Origin of the sequence: [Ruminococcus] lactaris ATCC 29176 (assembly GCF_025152405.1) — a bacterium.
GTDB lineage: Bacteria > Bacillota > Clostridia > Lachnospirales > Lachnospiraceae > Mediterraneibacter > Mediterraneibacter lactaris.
This window is the reverse complement of the sequence record NZ_CP102292.1, coordinates 2,021,611-2,038,868: the sequence shown is the minus strand read 5'-3', so window position 1 is coordinate 2,038,868 and position 17,258 is coordinate 2,021,611. Positions and strand designations below refer to the sequence as shown.

General features: G+C 42.3%; 17 protein-coding genes, 1 other RNA gene and 1 pseudogene. 10 read left to right on the top strand and 9 right to left on the bottom strand.

Features of this window, described 5'->3' with window-relative positions:
- Positions 1-120 precede the first annotated feature (120 nt).
- Together NQ541_RS09580 and NQ541_RS09575 are read left to right on the top strand one after the other, a co-directional pair.
- Positions 121-456, top strand: coding sequence for a PadR family transcriptional regulator (locus NQ541_RS09580; protein ID WP_023921049.1), 336 nt, complete (start codon positions 121-123; stop codon positions 454-456).
- Positions 453-1,796: an FtsW/RodA/SpoVE family cell cycle protein gene (locus NQ541_RS09575; protein WP_005611237.1), complete on the top strand. Its 1,344-nt coding sequence runs from the start codon at positions 453-455 to the stop codon at positions 1,794-1,796. The genes NQ541_RS09580 and NQ541_RS09575 overlap by 4 nt, the downstream gene beginning before the upstream one ends.
- A 200-nt stretch (positions 1,797-1,996) precedes the next feature.
- On the opposite strand, the gene NQ541_RS09570 is transcribed toward NQ541_RS09575, so the two are convergent.
- The 8 genes and pseudogenes from NQ541_RS09570 to ssrA all read right to left on the bottom strand — a co-directional run bounded on the left by NQ541_RS09570 (position 1,997) and on the right by ssrA (position 5,332).
- On the bottom strand, positions 1,997-2,206 hold the full coding sequence (locus tag NQ541_RS09570; RefSeq protein ID WP_005608356.1) for a hypothetical protein: 210 nt from the start codon (positions 2,204-2,206) through the stop codon (positions 1,997-1,999).
- A gap of 36 nt (positions 2,207-2,242) precedes the next feature.
- On the bottom strand, positions 2,243-2,668 hold the full coding sequence (locus NQ541_RS09565) for an N-acetyltransferase (RefSeq protein WP_044940716.1): 426 nt from the start codon (positions 2,666-2,668) through the stop codon (positions 2,243-2,245).
- 25 nt (positions 2,669-2,693) lie between these two features.
- Positions 2,694-2,867 (bottom strand): hypothetical protein, encoded by a 174-nt coding sequence (locus NQ541_RS09560; protein WP_005611244.1) that lies wholly within the window; start codon positions 2,865-2,867, stop codon positions 2,694-2,696.
- A gap of 194 nt (positions 2,868-3,061) precedes the next feature.
- Positions 3,062-3,862: a carbon-nitrogen hydrolase family protein gene (locus NQ541_RS09555; RefSeq protein WP_005608338.1), complete on the bottom strand. Its 801-nt coding sequence runs from the start codon at positions 3,860-3,862 to the stop codon at positions 3,062-3,064.
- A gap of 6 nt (positions 3,863-3,868) precedes the next feature.
- On the bottom strand, positions 3,869-4,072 hold the full coding sequence (locus NQ541_RS09550) for a response regulator (protein WP_005608336.1): 204 nt from the start codon (positions 4,070-4,072) through the stop codon (positions 3,869-3,871).
- 15 nt (positions 4,073-4,087) lie between these two features.
- Positions 4,088-4,558 (bottom strand): GNAT family N-acetyltransferase, encoded by a 471-nt coding sequence (locus tag NQ541_RS09545; protein WP_005608335.1) that lies wholly within the window; start codon positions 4,556-4,558, stop codon positions 4,088-4,090.
- A gap of 78 nt (positions 4,559-4,636) precedes the next feature.
- A pseudogene (locus NQ541_RS13230) lies at positions 4,637-4,822 on the bottom strand (hypothetical protein); the annotation flags it as partial.
- Positions 4,823-4,987: 165 nt separating this feature from the next.
- Positions 4,988-5,332, bottom strand: a transfer-messenger RNA (tmRNA) gene (ssrA, locus tag NQ541_RS09535).
- Positions 5,333-5,594: 262 nt separating this feature from the next.
- Here ssrA and NQ541_RS09530 point away from each other — a divergent pair.
- The 7 genes from NQ541_RS09530 (at position 5,595) to NQ541_RS09500 (ending at position 16,363) form a co-directional block, all read left to right on the top strand.
- Complete coding sequence (locus tag NQ541_RS09530; RefSeq protein ID WP_005611246.1) at positions 5,595-6,416, top strand: zinc dependent phospholipase C family protein; 822 nt, start codon at positions 5,595-5,597, stop codon at positions 6,414-6,416.
- Positions 6,417-6,431: 15 nt separating this feature from the next.
- A complete protein-coding gene (locus NQ541_RS09525; RefSeq protein WP_005611248.1) occupies positions 6,432-7,133 on the top strand; it encodes an ABC transporter ATP-binding protein in 702 nt (233 codons plus the stop codon).
- A gap of 91 nt (positions 7,134-7,224) precedes the next feature.
- Positions 7,225-10,821 (top strand): FtsX-like permease family protein, encoded by a 3,597-nt coding sequence (locus NQ541_RS09520; protein WP_005611250.1) that lies wholly within the window; start codon positions 7,225-7,227, stop codon positions 10,819-10,821.
- 74 nt (positions 10,822-10,895) lie between these two features.
- Positions 10,896-11,993: a UDP-galactopyranose mutase gene (gene glf, locus NQ541_RS09515; protein ID WP_005611252.1), complete on the top strand. Its 1,098-nt coding sequence runs from the start codon at positions 10,896-10,898 to the stop codon at positions 11,991-11,993.
- Positions 11,994-12,245: 252 nt separating this feature from the next.
- Positions 12,246-13,484: a hypothetical protein gene (locus NQ541_RS09510; RefSeq protein WP_005611254.1), complete on the top strand. Its 1,239-nt coding sequence runs from the start codon at positions 12,246-12,248 to the stop codon at positions 13,482-13,484.
- On the top strand, positions 13,462-15,618 hold the full coding sequence (locus NQ541_RS09505; RefSeq protein ID WP_044940720.1) for an Ig-like domain-containing protein: 2,157 nt from the start codon (positions 13,462-13,464) through the stop codon (positions 15,616-15,618). The genes NQ541_RS09510 and NQ541_RS09505 overlap by 23 nt, the downstream gene beginning before the upstream one ends.
- 301 nt (positions 15,619-15,919) lie before the next feature.
- Positions 15,920-16,363, top strand: a complete 444-nt coding sequence (locus NQ541_RS09500) for a DUF1700 domain-containing protein (protein ID WP_005611258.1) — start codon at positions 15,920-15,922, stop codon at positions 16,361-16,363.
- A gap of 39 nt (positions 16,364-16,402) precedes the next feature.
- On the opposite strand, the gene NQ541_RS13225 is transcribed toward NQ541_RS09500, so the two are convergent.
- Positions 16,403-16,585 carry a hypothetical protein gene (locus tag NQ541_RS13225; RefSeq protein ID WP_081717056.1) on the bottom strand — a complete coding sequence of 61 codons (183 nt, stop codon included), beginning with the start codon at positions 16,583-16,585 and terminating at the stop codon, positions 16,403-16,405.
- 263 nt (positions 16,586-16,848) lie between these two features.
- On the opposite strand from NQ541_RS13225, the gene NQ541_RS09490 reads away from it, so the two are divergent.
- Positions 16,849-17,088 carry a hypothetical protein gene (locus NQ541_RS09490; RefSeq protein WP_005613109.1) on the top strand — a complete coding sequence of 80 codons (240 nt, stop codon included), beginning with the start codon at positions 16,849-16,851 and terminating at the stop codon, positions 17,086-17,088.
- Positions 17,089-17,258: the final 170 nt, after the last annotated feature.

Below are 17,258 nucleotides of genomic sequence, written 5' to 3'. Positions count from 1 at the left end.
TTAAAGTGAAAAAAAGAAGTTAAGTAAGGAGATAAAATGCCTTGACATAGATAGATGTTCGATATAATATATAGATAGACGATATATAGACAATCGATATACAGGAAAGGGGAGATTGTAGTGAAAATTGAAAAATCATTAGTTTCAGGGAGCATGATGCTGTTGATCCTGCGGCTGCTGGAAGAGAAGGATATGTATGGATACGAGATGATAGAAGCTTTGCGGGAAAAATCGCAGAATGTCTTTGAACTGAAAGCGGGAACTCTGTATCCGCTCTTACATGGGCTGGAAGAGAAAAATTTTGTAACGTCCTATGAGCAGAAAGTAATGGGAAAGGAACGAAAGTATTACAGACTTACGGCAGCAGGACATGGACGTCTGGAGGAAAAAAAGGAAGAGTGGAAGGCATATCAGAAAGCGGTGACCGATGTACTGGCGATGGAGGGGCTGGGATGAAAAAAGAAGAATATCTGCGGTGTGTGACGGATCAGATCCGTTGTAAAAAGGCATGCCCAGGCATAGAAAAAGAACTGGAGGATCATATTACTGATCAGGCAGAAATGTATTTGAAAAAAGGGATGACAGAAGAGCAGGCATTAAAAAAAGCAATCGCGGAAATGGGAGATCCGGTACAGGTTGGGGTAGAGCTTGACCGGATCCACAGACCACAGATGTCCTGGGGACTTGTATTGCTGGCAGGGATACTGGGAATCATCAGTATCGTTTTGCAGTATGGATTGAAAAGTCATGGATATGAAATGGGATTTCCACAGAGGCAGTTACTGTTTACTGTAGTTGGATTTGTTCTGATGTTGGGCATTTATTATCTGGACTACAGTATACTTGGAAAATATGGAAAATGGATGGCAGGGGTCTTTCTTGCATTGATGGGGCTTACCATTCCATGCCGACTGTATATGGGAGGAGCGGGAACGTATCTCCGGCTCGGAAATATGGCAGTGTCTGTACCACTGCTGATGTACCTTTATGTTCCTTTGTTCGGAGCAGTATTATATTCCTATAGAAGAAAAGGCTATGAAGCATTATGGAAGATCGCTGGGTGGATGATTCTTCCGGTAGGACTGGTAGTGCAGAGTGCATCGCTGATTCATGCCGCTCTCCTGGCACTGGCTCTTCTGATGATGGTTACGATCGCAATTCAAAGAAGCTGGTATGATATATCCAAAAAGAGGACCCTATTTGCTTTATGGGGAGGCGGTACCGCATTTTTTATAACAGGAAGTGTCATAATTTTTGAAAAAATATTGAAAGCGTATCAGCAGGAGCGGATTCAGGCATATTTTGATCAAACAGGTATTTACGGCTATATGCAGAATCAGATTGCAGGAGTTTTTCGAGAAAGTAAAATGCTTGGAAAAAGTATTTCAGGTATGAAGATCCTTGAGAGCAACCTTGCAGGATTTAACGGAGAGCTGATCTGGATGAGCCTGATTGCCTGCTTTGGTATTATAGCGGGAATGATTGTGGCAGGTTTATATGTTATGCTGATATGGAAAATTTTCCGGATTTCGGGAAAGCAGTCAAATGAACTTGGGAAAATGATCGGATATGGTTGTGGACTGGTATTTGCCGGTCAGATTGTATACAGTTTTCTGATCTGCTTAAATATTGTACCGGAAATGCCTGTCATTCTTCCATTTTTGTCATATGGAGGAAGTGGAACGCTGCTTTCCTATATTTTGATGGGACTCGTGCTGAGTGTTTATCGGTATAAAAATATTCCGCTTGAGTCACAGAAAAGGAAATCTCTGAAAATCAGGATTTCTGTGGAATAGAAAAGCAGAATAGATCAGTGATTTCTGTGGAATGGAAAAGCAGGATACATCAGTATTTCCTGTATACAATGAGCCAGAAGTCCGGGACAGCTCGGAAGTCTGGCTTATTGTATACAGGAGCAGTGGGAACTTTGGAGAAATTTTCGTTTTTACAAACTGGAAGTTGTACTTATGCACAGGCAATCAAGCATCCCGTTTAATCAAAGCGGCATCGGAGTCCGGGCAATCACAATGACTGCCAAAACAGCACCCGCAAACGCTGCTGCGCCGATAACTGCCGCCGTTTTTTTGCTGAAGTTCTTCTTTACTGCCTTACAGATTAGCATGGCACAAACCACGCAAACAGCCGCAGCCGCAAGCACAATGACCAGCGTCTCCCATAACCATGAAAGTTCGTATAATATTCTCATTCGCTCACCATACCTTTCTCTGGCAAACTGGAAGTTTTATTTCCGTTTCCACGTCATTATATACTCTTTTTCACCAGTATTTTCATCAACATTCTCACTCTGAATGTTGAAATCCTCTTTTTGATAAAAATTAACTGCTCGTATATTCTTTTGATATACGCTCAGGCTTAATTGGTTCTTGATGTTTTTTACATAACACATCAAAAGGTTGCCTATCCCCTTAGACTGCTCTTTACTGGAAACAAATATTCCCTCAATATACTTATCACTCAATCCTACAAAACCTTGGATTTCATTTTTTTCCTCATACACGTATATCTCTGACTGTGAAAGCATTTCTTTCACTATACTAAAATTGTTCTGCCAGTATTGTTTGGAAATAAAATTATGCACTCTTATATTAGTATCAAGCCAAATATCTGCAACTCTGTCTATATCTGCTCTCTGCATTCTTCTAATCACTTATAATCCTCCAGCAACCTTGAAGTTATCTTTCTTTTCGCTTGTCCTGCTCTAATGCAATAAATCCAGCGGTAACAGCAAGGGCAAGCATAATATCATGTTCGCCTAATGGGTCTGTTACTATGGAATAAATCAAAAACACCGCACAAACCAGCAATACTGCCAATATAATCCCACGAACAATTTTTCTTTTTTCCATTGCATAACGCTCCTTTACAACTTACGATTTTCTCAACCGCGAACGTTTTCGGAAACAGGTCGATGTGCTTGTCCCTACATATATAATGGAACCGCACATATTATTCAATCGTCTCCACTCATCGCTCTGAGGGAACATGTCCGAAAATATGAGATTTCCCATCCACTCGACCTTATTTCTCAGGTGTTGCACAATCAAAGATAGTCTTCTGTGCGTCTCAGCTGGGTATATGGCTTCTTATTCCGCAAATCGGACGATTCTTTCAGATCCACTTCTGCGTAGAGCCCCCCTTCTTCGTCACCGGCCTTACAGATCAGATTCCCATAAGCATCGGTTACCAAAGATTCACCGGCAAACTGCATGTCGTCCTCTGTGCCTACCCTGTTGCACATAGCGATGGCTACAGAATTCTGAAACGCCTGCACCCTGATTTCCCACTCAAACATCGTGAGTGGCTCTGCCTTTTCGTTAACGGTCGGCACAAGGATTAGGTCGGCACCCATCAGTGCTTCTGTCCTGATACTCTCCGGATAATGCCGATCAAAGCAAACCACGATTCCTATCCTGCCTATGTCCGTATCGAACACATGGAATCCGTCATTGGATGGCGTGTAGTAATCCTGCTCGTAGAAATGCTCCGCCTGTGCGACATGTACCATCTTCTGAATACCAATGATCTCGCCGTCACGCCCAATCAGAATACTGGCATCATAATCGTGCCCGCCTTCACGCAGATAAACATTTGGAACTGCCATGATATGATTTTCCCTGCAGGCTGCCTGAAATGCCTGTATAATCTCGCCGTCAAGTTCACAGGCATATCCGGAAACGTCCTGTCCGGGATATTGCGGGAAGAACTCTGTCAGCTGCACTTCTGGAAAAAGAATCAGGTCAGCACCATTTTCTGCTGCCTCTTTGATTGCTGAGATCCCGGCATTCAGATTTTCATTCACGCTTCCTTTATTTTTATTTTGGAATAAAGCAATTCTTGCCATAGTTTATTATCCTCCTGTATATGCATCATCGACGCTGTTCTTAAAATTCTGCTTTGCCAGCCACTCGTGCTCTTCATCATTCTCCGGAATATCGATAATGCCTTTTCCCCCTGTATCAGCAAGGCTTACTCTGTAGTTTTCTTTTCGCAAGAAATCGCACAGCAGTGTACCTATTTCTTTGTTGTCCTCTACTATGATTATATCTGGCATTGTTCCGCCTTTCTCCTATAAAATATATTCCATCTGGCGTTCCTTTGTCTTAAGCCCCATCTTCTCATAAAATTTCTCTGCAGATGTGTTTCCACTCCATACATTGAGGGTGACCTCGTAGCAACCGAGACGCTTTGCCTCACTCTTTACATGTTCAAAAAGCTGCTCTCCGATATGCTGTCCTCTGGTCTTTGCATCTACACACAGATCATCTATGAAAAGTGATGTAAACGGCACCATGTTGTTGGAAAACGGCTGCTGTCTTATCTGACAGAATGCGTATCCCATGCAGATATCATCATCTCCTGCCGCAACATATATCGGCTTTGTATCGTCCTTTATCATATCTGCAAGCTCTTCATTTGTATATTTTGTCGTTCCTGGGATAAAAATATCCGGTCTGATATCGGCATGGATCTGAAGCACCTGCTCTAACAATTCTATAAGTCTTGGTATGTCTTTTTCCTGTGCTCTTCTAATATTCATTTTTGAGAATCATCCTTCCTGTTGTGGTTTATATGTTGATCTACAATAAATCAATTCAATGTTATATCTGATTACATTTCAGAATAAATCCAGCATATTATCGAGATAAATGTGCTCTCTGACATGTATCTGATACGGTGGCTTCGTCATATAGTAAAGCAGAAATTCAAGTATCATGACACTTCCAAGCCCTCTGCCCTCTATTTTAAAATTGCTAAAGCCCATTGGCAGATAAGTGTTCTTTATATCATCTACTCCTATAAACACCGATTTGTTCAATTCATATCCGAATTATATCATAAAAAATAACGACACTGTATATCACTTTCGCAACATACAATGCCGTTACTTTTATTTTTTTCGATACACCAAACAAAACGTATTCCTGTATACGATAATATCACATACAGAGTTCGACATGTTCAGCCTGAGTGGACCTGGCGGGAATCGAACCCGCGTCCAAAAACCTGTCCCATGTACTTCTACTATCATAGTTAGTTCTTTAACATTCCCTCTGCCGCACGAAAACTAACATCCTTACGGGGTCAGTAGCTTCATGATACGCCTGACGGTTCAAAGCTTTGCCGCCATCGTTTCTCACAGGATCGGTGCCAGATTCCTGAAGTGTGAGTGCTTCAGGGCTGACATGCAGCATTTAGGCTGCAGCTAATTCGAAATTATCGTTAGCGTTTAATTTTAAGTTTGCGATTTGACGCATCTGCCTGCGGATAGCTTCTCCATCTTCGAGATCCCTGTCGAAACCAGTACAAGCCCGAATCACTGGAAATGTACATTCCCATGTACTGTTAATATACGACCGTCCTCAGTCGTATATTATAAAATATTACAATCCTGAAGAAATGTCAAGAAAAAATTAAAAATATTTTAGATATTTTTCAGATATATTCTGATGAGTTTGTTGGTGATATATGTTAAGATAGATTTAACATATATCAGCAGATCCGTTTACGGGATTGCGGAGAAAGGAGTCCGTGATCTTACAGGAAATAAAAAGTAGCAGAAAAGAGGAATCAATATGCCGACGACCTATGCACACTACAGATTTGGAAAAGAAGTGACGGAAGCACTTCCGCGGGGACTACAGAATACCATTGAATATCATAGAGACCTTTATGATATCGGACTGCATGGACCGGATATTCTCTTCTATTATAAAGCATTGAAAAGCCACCCGGTTAATCAGCAGGGGCATACAGTACATGAGAATTTCGCGGATACATTCTTTGAACATGCAGTGAGTGTGATTGAAAAGGCAGAAGATCCGACTGCGGCAAGAGTGTACATTTATGGTGTGATTTGTCACTTTGCACTGGACAGTGAATGCCATCCTTATATAGAAAAGATGATCCGGGAGAGTGGAATTTCACATTGTGAGCTGGAGATGGAATTTGACCGGATGCTGATGAGTGATGATTTTATCAATCCGGTACGTCATCTGAATACAAAGCATATCCATCCGACTATGCGGAATGCAAAGATCATAGCTCCGTTTTTTGAAGATGTGACACCTGAGGAGATGCAGAGATCACTGAAATCCATGATCTTTTATCATAAGCTTTTTCTTGTACCGGAACCGGCAAAAAGAAAGGCACTTTTTATGGCAATGAAGGCGATTGGAAAGTATGATGCCCTGCATGGAATCGTGATGAGTCTGGAGCCGAATCCGGCATGCCGGGAATACTGTATGCTTTTGAAAAGGCTGTATGCAGGGGCAGTACCGCTTGCGGCAAGTCTGATCCTTCAATTTCAAAAAAGACTGTTCAATGGGCAGCAGTTACCGGAAAGATTCCACAGGACTTTTGGGGCGGGAACAGACTGGGAGAAACTGCGTTTATAGTAAAAGGAGGCTTTTATGAGTTTTGTGATATTAGATGAGATCACCAAGACATATAAGATGGGAGAAGTAGAAATCCATGCGGTTGACCATATCAGCTTTTCGATAGAAAAGGGAGAATTTGTAGTTATTGTAGGACCAAGTGGAGCAGGAAAGACGACGGTGCTGAACATTTTGGGAGGAATGGATACAGCAACCAGTGGAAAATTGATCGTAGATGGACAGGATATTACGTCTTATGATTCGAAAAAGTTGACAGGATACAGAAGGGACGATATTGGATTTGTATTCCAGTTTTATAATCTGGTCCCGAATCTGACTGCAGTGGAGAATGTAGAGCTGGCTCTTCAGATCTGTAAGGATCCACTGGATGCGGAGACGGTTCTGGAAGAAGTGGGACTTGGAAAAAGGCTGAAAAATTTTCCGGCACAGCTTTCAGGAGGGGAACAGCAGAGGGTGTCAATCGCGAGGGCACTTGCCAAGAATCCCAAGCTTTTATTATGCGATGAGCCGACAGGAGCATTGGATTATAATACAGGAAAGGCGATTCTGAAACTTCTGCAGAACATGTGCAGGGAGAAAGGGATGACCGTGATCGTGATTACGCATAACCAGGCACTTGCACCGATGGCTGACCGTCTGATCCACATTAAGAACGGTCAGGTTTCAAAAATGCAGGTGAATGATAATCCGGTGTCGATTGATGAGATTGAATGGTAAATCAAAGAAATTGATCGACGAGATCGAATGGCAGATGAGAGAAGTCGCATGATAGATGAATGAAATGAGAACAGAATGGTAAGGTGACCAGATGAAAAAGAAAGCACTGAGAAAAGATTTTTATATGGAGATCCGTAAAAGTATGGGGCGGTTTTTGTCCATCTTTTTTATCGTTGCGATCGGCTGTGCCTTTTTTGCGGGAATCCGTTCATCAGAACCGGATATGAGGTATTCGGGAGATGCTTATTTTGACAGGAAGAATCTGATGGATCTTCAGGTGATCAGTACAATGGGACTGACAGATGAGGATGTTGAGGCAATAGAGAAGCTGGATGGGATCGAAAAAGCGGAAGCAGGATATTCAGTGGACGCACTTTGTACAGAGGGAGACAATCAGATCGTCATGCATGTCATGTCGCTGCTTCCGTCCATGAATCAGGTGCAGGTGGAGAATGGAAGACTGCCTGAGAAGTCAGACGAATGTGTGGTGGATGCAGATTTTCTCTCAAAAAGCACCTTGAAGATCGGAGACCGGGTGACACTATCAAGCGGGACAGACAAACCGGTTACGGATTCTCTGAAGGAGGATACTTTTACGATCGTAGGAAGTGTGAGCAGTCCATGTTATATTGGATTTCAGCGTGGAAGTACGACGATAGGAAGTGGAAATATCAGTGCCTTTTTATGTGTACCGGAGGAAAGCTTCTGCATGGAAGTATATACGGAAATTTATGCACAGGTCAAAGGAGCGGAGAAACTGACTGCTTTTACAGATCAGTACGATCAGCGGATCGACTCTGTCATGAAAGAAGTAGAAGCCATCAAAGAGGAGCGGGAGAAGGCACGGTATGATGAAATCGTGACAGAAGCTTCGGAAAAGCTGGCAGATGCAGAAAAAGAGATTACGGATGCAGAGGCTGAGCTGGAGCAGGGAAAGGCAGAAGCACAGGAGAAGCTTACAGCAGCAAGGGAAAAGCTGGAAAATGCACAGAAAGAGCTGGAACAGGCGAAAAAAGAACTGGCATCGTCTCAGGCGAAGATTGCCTCATCCAAAGAAGAACTGGAGCAGGCACAAAAAGAATTAAATGAGTCTTCCGGGAAGATTGCGGCAGGCGAAAAAGAACTGAATGAAAAGAGCATTGCACTGGCAACTTTAAAGGAACAGAAGGATACATTGCAGGGGCAGCTTGCAGCATTGGAGCAGCAGAAAGAGGAATTATCAGGTCAGAAGACAACGCTTGAAGCACAGAAAAGGACGCTTCAGGAAGGTCAGAAAAATCTGCTTGATACGCAGGCGGTCCTGCAACAGCAGATTTCCCGGTTGAAAGCGGAAAAAGAAGACCTGAATGCAGAAGGAATCCGTCTGTCAGAAGAAAAGGAGACTCTGCAAAAAGAATATGAAGAATTAAAGAGTCAGTATGAAGCATCCGGTGATACGAAGATACTGAAGCAGGTTGAAGCAAAGAAAGCACAACTGGATGAAGTCAATGCCAAAATTGCAGAAAATAGTGCAAAAATAGAGCAGAATAAGACACTTTTGGAGACAGTGGAAAGTCAGATGGATCCGTTGGAAGAAAAGCTGGTTCAGATGAAGAATGGACTGGAGCAGACGGAGACGGCACTGGAAAAGATTTCGGCAGGTCTTTCTGAGATAGAAGCAGGACAGGAGCAGATGCAGACCGGACTTACCCAGATGGAATCTTATATTTCTTCAGGAGAGTTTCGGCTTCAGGCGGCAAGAGAACAACTGGAATCCGGAAAAAATCAGATTCTGTCAGGACAGCGTCAGATTGAAGATGCCAAAAAAAGGATTGCTGATGGAGAAGAACAGATCCAGGCCGGAATAAAGCAGATTCAGGATGGAGAAACCGGGCTGGCTGATGGATGGATAGAATATCAGGACGGGGAGCGTCAGGCAAATGCGGAAATTGCAGATGGAGAAGCACAGATCGCCGATGCAAAAGTCCAGTTGGCGGATGCAAAGAAAGAGATTGAACAGATAGAAAAGCCGACCTGGTATATCTATGACCGGTCGCATTTGCCGGAATATTCAGGCTATGGAGATAATGCGGACAGGATGAAAGCAATCGGGGAAGTTTTTCCATTGATTTTCTTTCTGGTTGCAGCACTGATCAGTCTGACCACGATGACGCGTATGGTAGAAGAAGAGAGAACGCTCATAGGAACGTTGAAAGCGTTAGGATACAGCAAGAAGTCTATCGCAGCGAAGTATCTTGGATATGCAGTGCTTGCGACTCTGACCGGTGGTATTTTTGGTGTGATGATCGGAGAGAAAATCCTTCCCTATATTATTATAACAGCGTACAAGATCATGTACCGGCATTTGCCGGATGTAGAAATCCCGTATAATCTGTATTACGGAGTACTTGCATGTGTAGCGGCATTGCTCTGTACTGTAGCGGCAACGATTTTTTCCTGTATGAAGGAATTGAAAGAGCAGGCAGCAGAATTAATGAGACCGCCGGCACCGAAGCAGGGAAAAAGAGTCTTCCTTGAATATATACCGTTTCTATGGAAACGATTAAATTTTACATGGAAATCGACAGTACGGAATTTAATGAGATATAAGAAACGGTTTTTCATGACGATTTTCGGAATTGGCGGATGCATGGGACTGATGCTGGTTGGATTTGGTCTGAAGGATTCTATTTCATCCATTGTACCACTACAATATGAAGACATTCAGTTATATGATGGAAATGTGATCCTGCAAAGTGATGTTACAATGCAGGAAAAGCAGGAAGTGTATGAAGCACTTGAAAAAAACAGTCAGGTTGTTGCAACGGCGGAAGATCTTTTGCAGAAGATCACGATAGAGCATGACGGAGTTTCAAAAGAGGTTTATCTGAATGTCCCGGAAAATGTAGAGAAGTTTTCGGATTTTGTAGTATTGCAGGACAGAACAACCAAAGAAAAATATCAGCTTACAGACAAGGGCGCTGTACTGACAGAGAAGATGGCAAAGGAGCTTGGAGTGTCAGCAGGTGATACCGTTACGATTAAGGAAGAAAATGAAAAGGAACGAACGGTTAAGATCAGCCAGATCTGTGAAAATTATATGAGCCATTATCTGTATATGACACCGGCTGTCTATAAGGCAGCTTATGGAAAAGAACCAGAGTATAATTCCATTTATTACCGGACAGAAGGGCGAACCACAAAGGAGGCCGAATCGGTTGGTGAGGCGGCGTTGAAACTGGACGGAGCTTTAAGTGTCAGCTATACGACAGAATTGAGACAGCAGGTGGATGATATGCTTCAGAGTCTGGATATCGTTATCGTGGTTCTGATTATTTCTGCGGGAATGCTGGCATTTGTGGTTTTGTATAATCTGAATAATATCAATATTACCGAGCGTAAAAGAGAACTGGCAACGCTGAAAGTGTTGGGCTTTTATGATAAGGAAGTGACAGAATATGTCTACCGGGAAAATATTCTGCTGACCCTGATTGGATCGGTTTTCGGGATGCTTCTTGGAAAGATCCTGCACCGGTTCATTATTGTAACGGTAGAAATTGATTCGGTTATGTTTGGAAGGAATATTAATACGATCAGTTTTGTATACGCATTTCTTCTGACGGTTGTATTTTCGTTATTCGTGAACGGGGTAATGTATTTTAAATTAAAGAAGATCAACATGGTAGAATCACTGAAAAGTGTAGAATAAAATACAGAATTGGTATCATTTTGAATAAGATGTCACCATGTAAAAGGAAAAGAAATTAGGAGGTTTACAAAGAAATGAAAAAATATGATTATCTGATAGTAGGAGCAGGTTTATATGGAGCGGTCATGGCATATGAACTTGGAAAGAAAGGGAAAAAATGTCTGGTGATCGACAGAAGAGATCATATTGCAGGCAATATTTATTGTGAAGAGATCGAAGGAATCCATGTTCATAAATATGGAGCTCATATTTTTCATACATCAGATAAAAAGATATGGGAGTATATGAACCAGTTCACAGAGTTTAACAATTATATTAATTCTCCGGTGGCCGTATACAAAGACGAGCTTTACAATCTTCCGTTTAATATGAATACTTTCAGCAAAATGTGGGGAATCCGGACACCGGGGGAAGCGAAAGCAATCATTGAGAAGCAGAGAAAAGAAACCGGGATCACAGAACCGAAGAATCTGGAAGAGCAGGCATTGTTTCTTGGAGGCCGGGATATTTATGAAAAGCTGATCAAAGGATATACAGAAAAGCAATGGGGAAGAAAGTGTACGGAGCTTCCGGCATTTATCATCAGGCGTCTGCCGTTTCGGTTTATTTATGATAATAATTATTTCAATGACCGTTATCAGGGCATTCCGATTGGCGGTTATACTGCAATCGTAGAAAAGATGCTGGAAGGGGCGGAAGTACGCACCGGAGTTGATTTCTTTGAGTTCAGAAAAGAAAATCCGGACATTGCTGAAAAGATTATTTTTACAGGAATGATTGATGAGTATTTTGGATACAGGCTTGGAGCTTTGGAGTATCGTTCAGTGCGGTTTGAGACGGAAGTGCTTGACTGTGAAAACTATCAGGGAAATGCAGTAGTAAATTATACAGAGCGGGAAGTTCCATATACAAGGATCATTGAGCATAAGCATTTTGAGTTTGGCAGACAGGAAAAGACGGTGATCTCCCGGGAGTATTCTTCAGAATGGAGTGTCGGAATGGAACCATATTATCCGGTGAATGATGAGAAAAATACAGCTCTCTACCAGGCTTACAGAGAACTGGCAGAAAAAGAAGAGAATGTCATCTTCGGAGGAAGGCTTGGAGATTATAAATATTATGATATGGATAAGGTTGTTGCAGCGGCACTGGAACGGCTGGAAGAACTTTAAAGTTTCTTAAAGAATAAAAAAATGACAGTTATTAAAAGAATATAAAGAATGAACAGGATGCCCGGAAAGAACTTGATTTTTTCCGGGCGTTCGATTATTATAAAATAACCATTCAGGATTCTTTACTGAATGCAGGAAAATCAATTCAGAGGATCAGATCAGTTTCTGATAATTTTCAATGGACATGCTATCAAAGATTACGAGGTGGTGATGTGAGGACTCACCGGCAAAGTGATCGCAGAAGAATAGAATATGGAAAAGATGTATGAAGTCCTTCGCTTTCAGGAGTATAAGGATCAGTGTCGGCAAAGTGCAGACTGCCTGGAGGGATGCCTGCTGATTTATTATCTGCAGGAGCATGAATGTATAGGAAAAGGACAGCTTTTTAGCTGGTTTCGGCAGCTTTGGAAAAGCCTGTATGATTATCAGCGGAGTAATGGGATGAATTATGGATGTCTGACACCATACAGTGTGCTTGTCGTGGGAGAAGCCGGGCTTTTTTTGCTGGATCCTGTAGGAGAGGAGAACGGATTTATCATTAAGCGGATGCAGCAGCGTGCAGTGAGAAATCACTTTATAAAAAAAGACGGCAGACAGCAGGGCAGGGAACAAAAGAGTGCGGATCTGTATGGATACGGGAAATTGATGCAGTTTCTTCTTGCCTCAGTAAGGACAGAACCGGAACTGACAAGAAGAGAGGCGGCCAAATGTCAGAAAGTAATCGCAGGATGCACAGGAGAACGTCAGCGTCCCTATGAGAGGATCTGTCAGGTTCAAAAAGATCTGCCGGAGATTTCCGGGCAAATACGGCTTTTTGAAAAAGCAAAGGATCTGTTTCATGGACAAAAGAAAAAGAGGTTCTTAAAAATCAGTGTGGCAGTGCTTGCGGTGCTTGTATTGAAGAACAGTGAAAGAATGAGAACAGATACGGCAGAATTAAGAATGGATGCAGAAAAACTGGAGGCTGCAGATAGAGAGGCAGACGCTGCAGAGGGGGCAGATAATACAGAGAAAATAGAGGCAGAGGATGAGAGTGCAGCAGAAGCGGCAGAGCGGAGATTCAGAAGCTATCTTCTGTCGAATACAAGAAAAGGCAATGAACTGGTTATGTCAGAAGGAGAAGCGTTGGAACGATGTGCATTGTGGGCATTAGGGACGGCTTATGAGCGGGAAACGCGGGTTGAGAAAGCAATCGATGTATACGGAAGACTGGTTGAGATTGAAGAAAACCGGGAACAGATTGCAACAGCGGGCATCCGTAAGATGAAATTAGAAGCAGGGAAAGAACAGTATTCAATAGCACTCCTTACGGGAAAAAGAGTTTTAGAACGTACGGGAACCGAACCTGAGGTTGAGAAACTAATGCAGGAGTATGAACTTCGTATTCAGGAGCAGGAAAGCGGAGTGCAGAACGGACAGAGTCGGGAAGAGCAGAAGAAAGAAGAACAGAAGCAGGAAGGGGAAATAAATGAGCAGAATGTGGATAAATAAAAAGAATAAAAAGGAAAATGTGAATAAAGTAAGTTGCTGGATCCTTGCAGTAATCTTTGCAGTGGTTGTATTTGGAAGTGCAGGACTGGCGGCTGCAGATGAAGAGGAGAGCAAAGAGATTCCGGTTCTTAGGATAGACGGAAATGTGTACGATGAAAGTGGAGCGAACCGATGGTACACAGAAGATCCAAAAGTGGAAGTATGTCTGGAGGGGGCTGCAAAAATATCGGATAAAGAAATACGGGATGAAGAAATGCAGGGTGAAAAAATACCAGATAAAGAAATGCAGGATGAAGAAATACCAGATAAAGAAATGCAGGATGAAGAAATACCGGATCAAGAAATATACTGTAACATGCAGTATGAGATTACATATACGTCAGGAGAGAAAAAAGCAGAAACTGTGAATTTTACAGAGCAGGAAGAGGAAGGTAACTGGAGATATTCCTTTGAGCCTGCTGTATGGAAGGAGGGAAAGAACCAGCTTCGGTTGTGGCAGGAGTCGGAAACCGGGGAGACAGAGTGGGAGCAGAAAGCGGTGATCTGTATAGATAAGACAGTACCGGCGGCAGTGGTATTTTCCTATCCGGCGGGAAGTGAGGAGAGGGGATATTGTTATCAGACGGAGACAGAGATGCTGGTAAAAAGCCAGGATGAAAGCTCCGGTGTTGAAAAGATCATCGTACAGCAGGAAGATGGTACAAAATTGGAAGTAGAAGGAGCAGAGGGAAGCGTGTATCTGCCATTGGGCTATCAGGGACGGCTGGAGGCTTATGCGGTAGATTATGCCGGACTGGAAAGTGTGAGAAGCAGCTCAGAACAGATCATTTGTGAAGATGAGAAACCACTGATCGCTGTTACGGGAGCGGGAAAATCTGGTGAATGGCAGAAAGATTTGCCGAAGATCAGGCTGTGGATTGGAGAAAGATCAGAAAAGTATACCTGCAGTGCCGGTTTGCGGCTGGCGGTATGTTATGTGAACGGCGAGGAAATCAACAGGAAGTATTATGAGAATCCGACAGAATCAGACAGTTTTACTGTAAAGCTTGAGAAAGAATCAGTGGATGGGAGTCCGGTAGAACTGATGGTTCATGCGGTCGATCGTGCCGGGAACAGTACGGTCAGAAAAGAAAAACTTTATATAGACAGAAAATCGCCGACGGCAGAGATGAATGGTGTGACAGATGCAATGATCACAGGGGAGAAATGCAGCGGTGAGATTGTGCTGAAGGATGAAAATCTACTGGGAAAGTATGAGGTGTCTGTTACGAGAACAGATCAGGAGAAAAAGAAGGAGCTGATTTTAAATCAGGCAAAGCAGGAACTTTCAGAAAAGGAAGTCAGCATACCATTTGTATTTGAAGAGGATGGTTATTATGAATGCCGGATTCAGGTTGAAGACCGGGCTGGCTGGAAGACGGAAAAAGAGTATCGGTTTGTTATTGACCGCTGCAGCCCGGTAATCCGATATGTGGATCAGCTCAATGGAACAGATCTTCCCTTTTTTCAGTGGAATTATGAAGTTGAAGAAGCCGTTTCGGATTTGACAGATTATCAGTATCAGATGCTTCTGGATGGACTGGAATATGCAAAAGGAAGGCTTGTAACCGAAGAGGGAGTACACCGGTTGAGAGTCAGGGCAGAGGACGCAGCAGGAAATGATTCGGTTGCAGAAGCAGTATTTACCATAGATCATACACCACCGGTGCTTTATATGGGAAGATTAAAAGATGGGGCGATCTATGAAGAAAAGGTGAAGATAGAAGTCTGGGTTGACGGAGAAAAAGAGTATCTGACCGATCTCACTTTAAACGGAGAGAGACAGAAGCTGAGTACCGAAAGCAGGATGTTTCAGTGTGAAATTATGGAAAGCGGGAATTATATAATGGGAGTCCAGGCAGAGGATGCAGCAGGAAACCAGGTGAAAAAAGTGATACGGTTTGAAATAAGACCGGGAAAAAGTATCGTGCAGAAGATATGGAAGCCTGTTGAAGATCTTTTTTCAGGACATGGAGAAGAAACTGAAAATAAAATGGATCAATGGATATGGGCAGAAATTTTTGGAGCAGCAGGGATTCTGATCCTGCTATGGTATGGATGGAGAATGAAAAGAACGGGAAAAAGAAGAAAATAAAAAAAGCCCCATAAAAGGGAGGATGCCAGGTAACCGGCGACCGGCTCCTGGCAAGTATTATGAAAAAGTTTATCTAAAATAAATCTTGTTGGCTTAATGAATTTGTATTTCTTTGATGGTTATAGTATATGAAAGAGAAATGAAGAAAAAGTGATGAGAAAGTGAAAGAATTTTTAATGATAAATGAACAAATTGTGAACGCAGAAAAAGACTTTGTCAAATGAAGAATGATATGCTATTCTACAGATGAAAGAAGCTTTGAAAAGAAAAAGCTAAGAATCAGGTTCATAAGGAGGACAAGATGACCCGGGAAGAATTTTTGCAGGGATTGAAAGAAGCACTGGATGGAAATATGGATGCCAGTGCGATACAGGAAAACCTCAATTATTATAATGAATATATAAATGAAGAAGTCAGAAAGGGAAAGACGGAACAGCAGGTAGTCGATACTCTGGGAGATTCATGGGCGATTGCACAGACTTTGCTGGAGGCAGATGAAAATGGAGCTGACGGTGGAGCGGCAGCAGGCAGCAGTTATGGTACTTATATGAAAGAGGAGGAAGGCAGAGTATTTGAGATTCCATGGTGGAAAAAAGCACTTTTTATTCTTGCTGTTGTACTGGTGATTGTGGTGATCATTTCATTCGTTGCGGGAGTGATCCGGATCCTTGCTCCGATTCTTATTCCACTGCTGATCGCAATGTTGATTATTCGACTGATCGGAGGAAGTGGATCGCAGCGATAAACGGAATAATTATAATGCATTATATCCTTGATACCAGGGTCAAAAGGTCTGAAACCACGTGTGCTTGCACACTGGTGGTAGAATGACCTTGAGACCCGCCCCAATATGAGCATAAAAGTGGGGCGTAAGCACCACGATATGCGAATGTTGGGTAGGATTGTGAGAGCACGTAGTGCGTAACAATCCGTAGGTATCATAGTCGGGGGCTTTTGCCCCCGACATCTATCCTTATATAAAGTAAAAGACCGATGGGGGAGCCATCGGTCTTTTGAGGGGAGTATAAATAATTAATAAGGGGTTGTAGAAAGTAACCTCTCTACAAAAGATAGTATAATATATCAAAATGGAAAAAGCAAGAAAAATATTTAAATAATGGTTTATATATTTGGAATATAAAAATTGTTCTGATTAATTTCCTCCAATGCGTATAAAGATCTGGTTTTCAGAGATAATAAGACTGTACCAAATAGATAGGAGGAATCATCATGGCAAAAAATTATACGAATGTGAACAAGAACAAAAATATGGAGGACAGCTCTTATTCATCCTATGCAGATGAGCAGAACAAGAATAAGAATAGTACCAACAAGAACAGTGTGAACAAGAACAGCACAAATAGTACGAATGGTACTTCATCTGCATCGCAGAATTGTGGAAAGAACAAAAATTCCTACGATAAAAATTCTTCTAATAAGAATGGATATGATTCGACAGACAGATATTAATTTGATCGAAAAAGCCAAAAGGGGAATCAGAAGAGAAGTCACGGAAGAGACTTGAAAAGCAGAGAATGTGACCGCAGGGGCAGGGTAAATTCAACTTTACTCTGCCCCTGATTTATAGTAGAATAAAAAGAAGTGAATTAAAAAATGTATTTATAATGAGGTAGTAAATG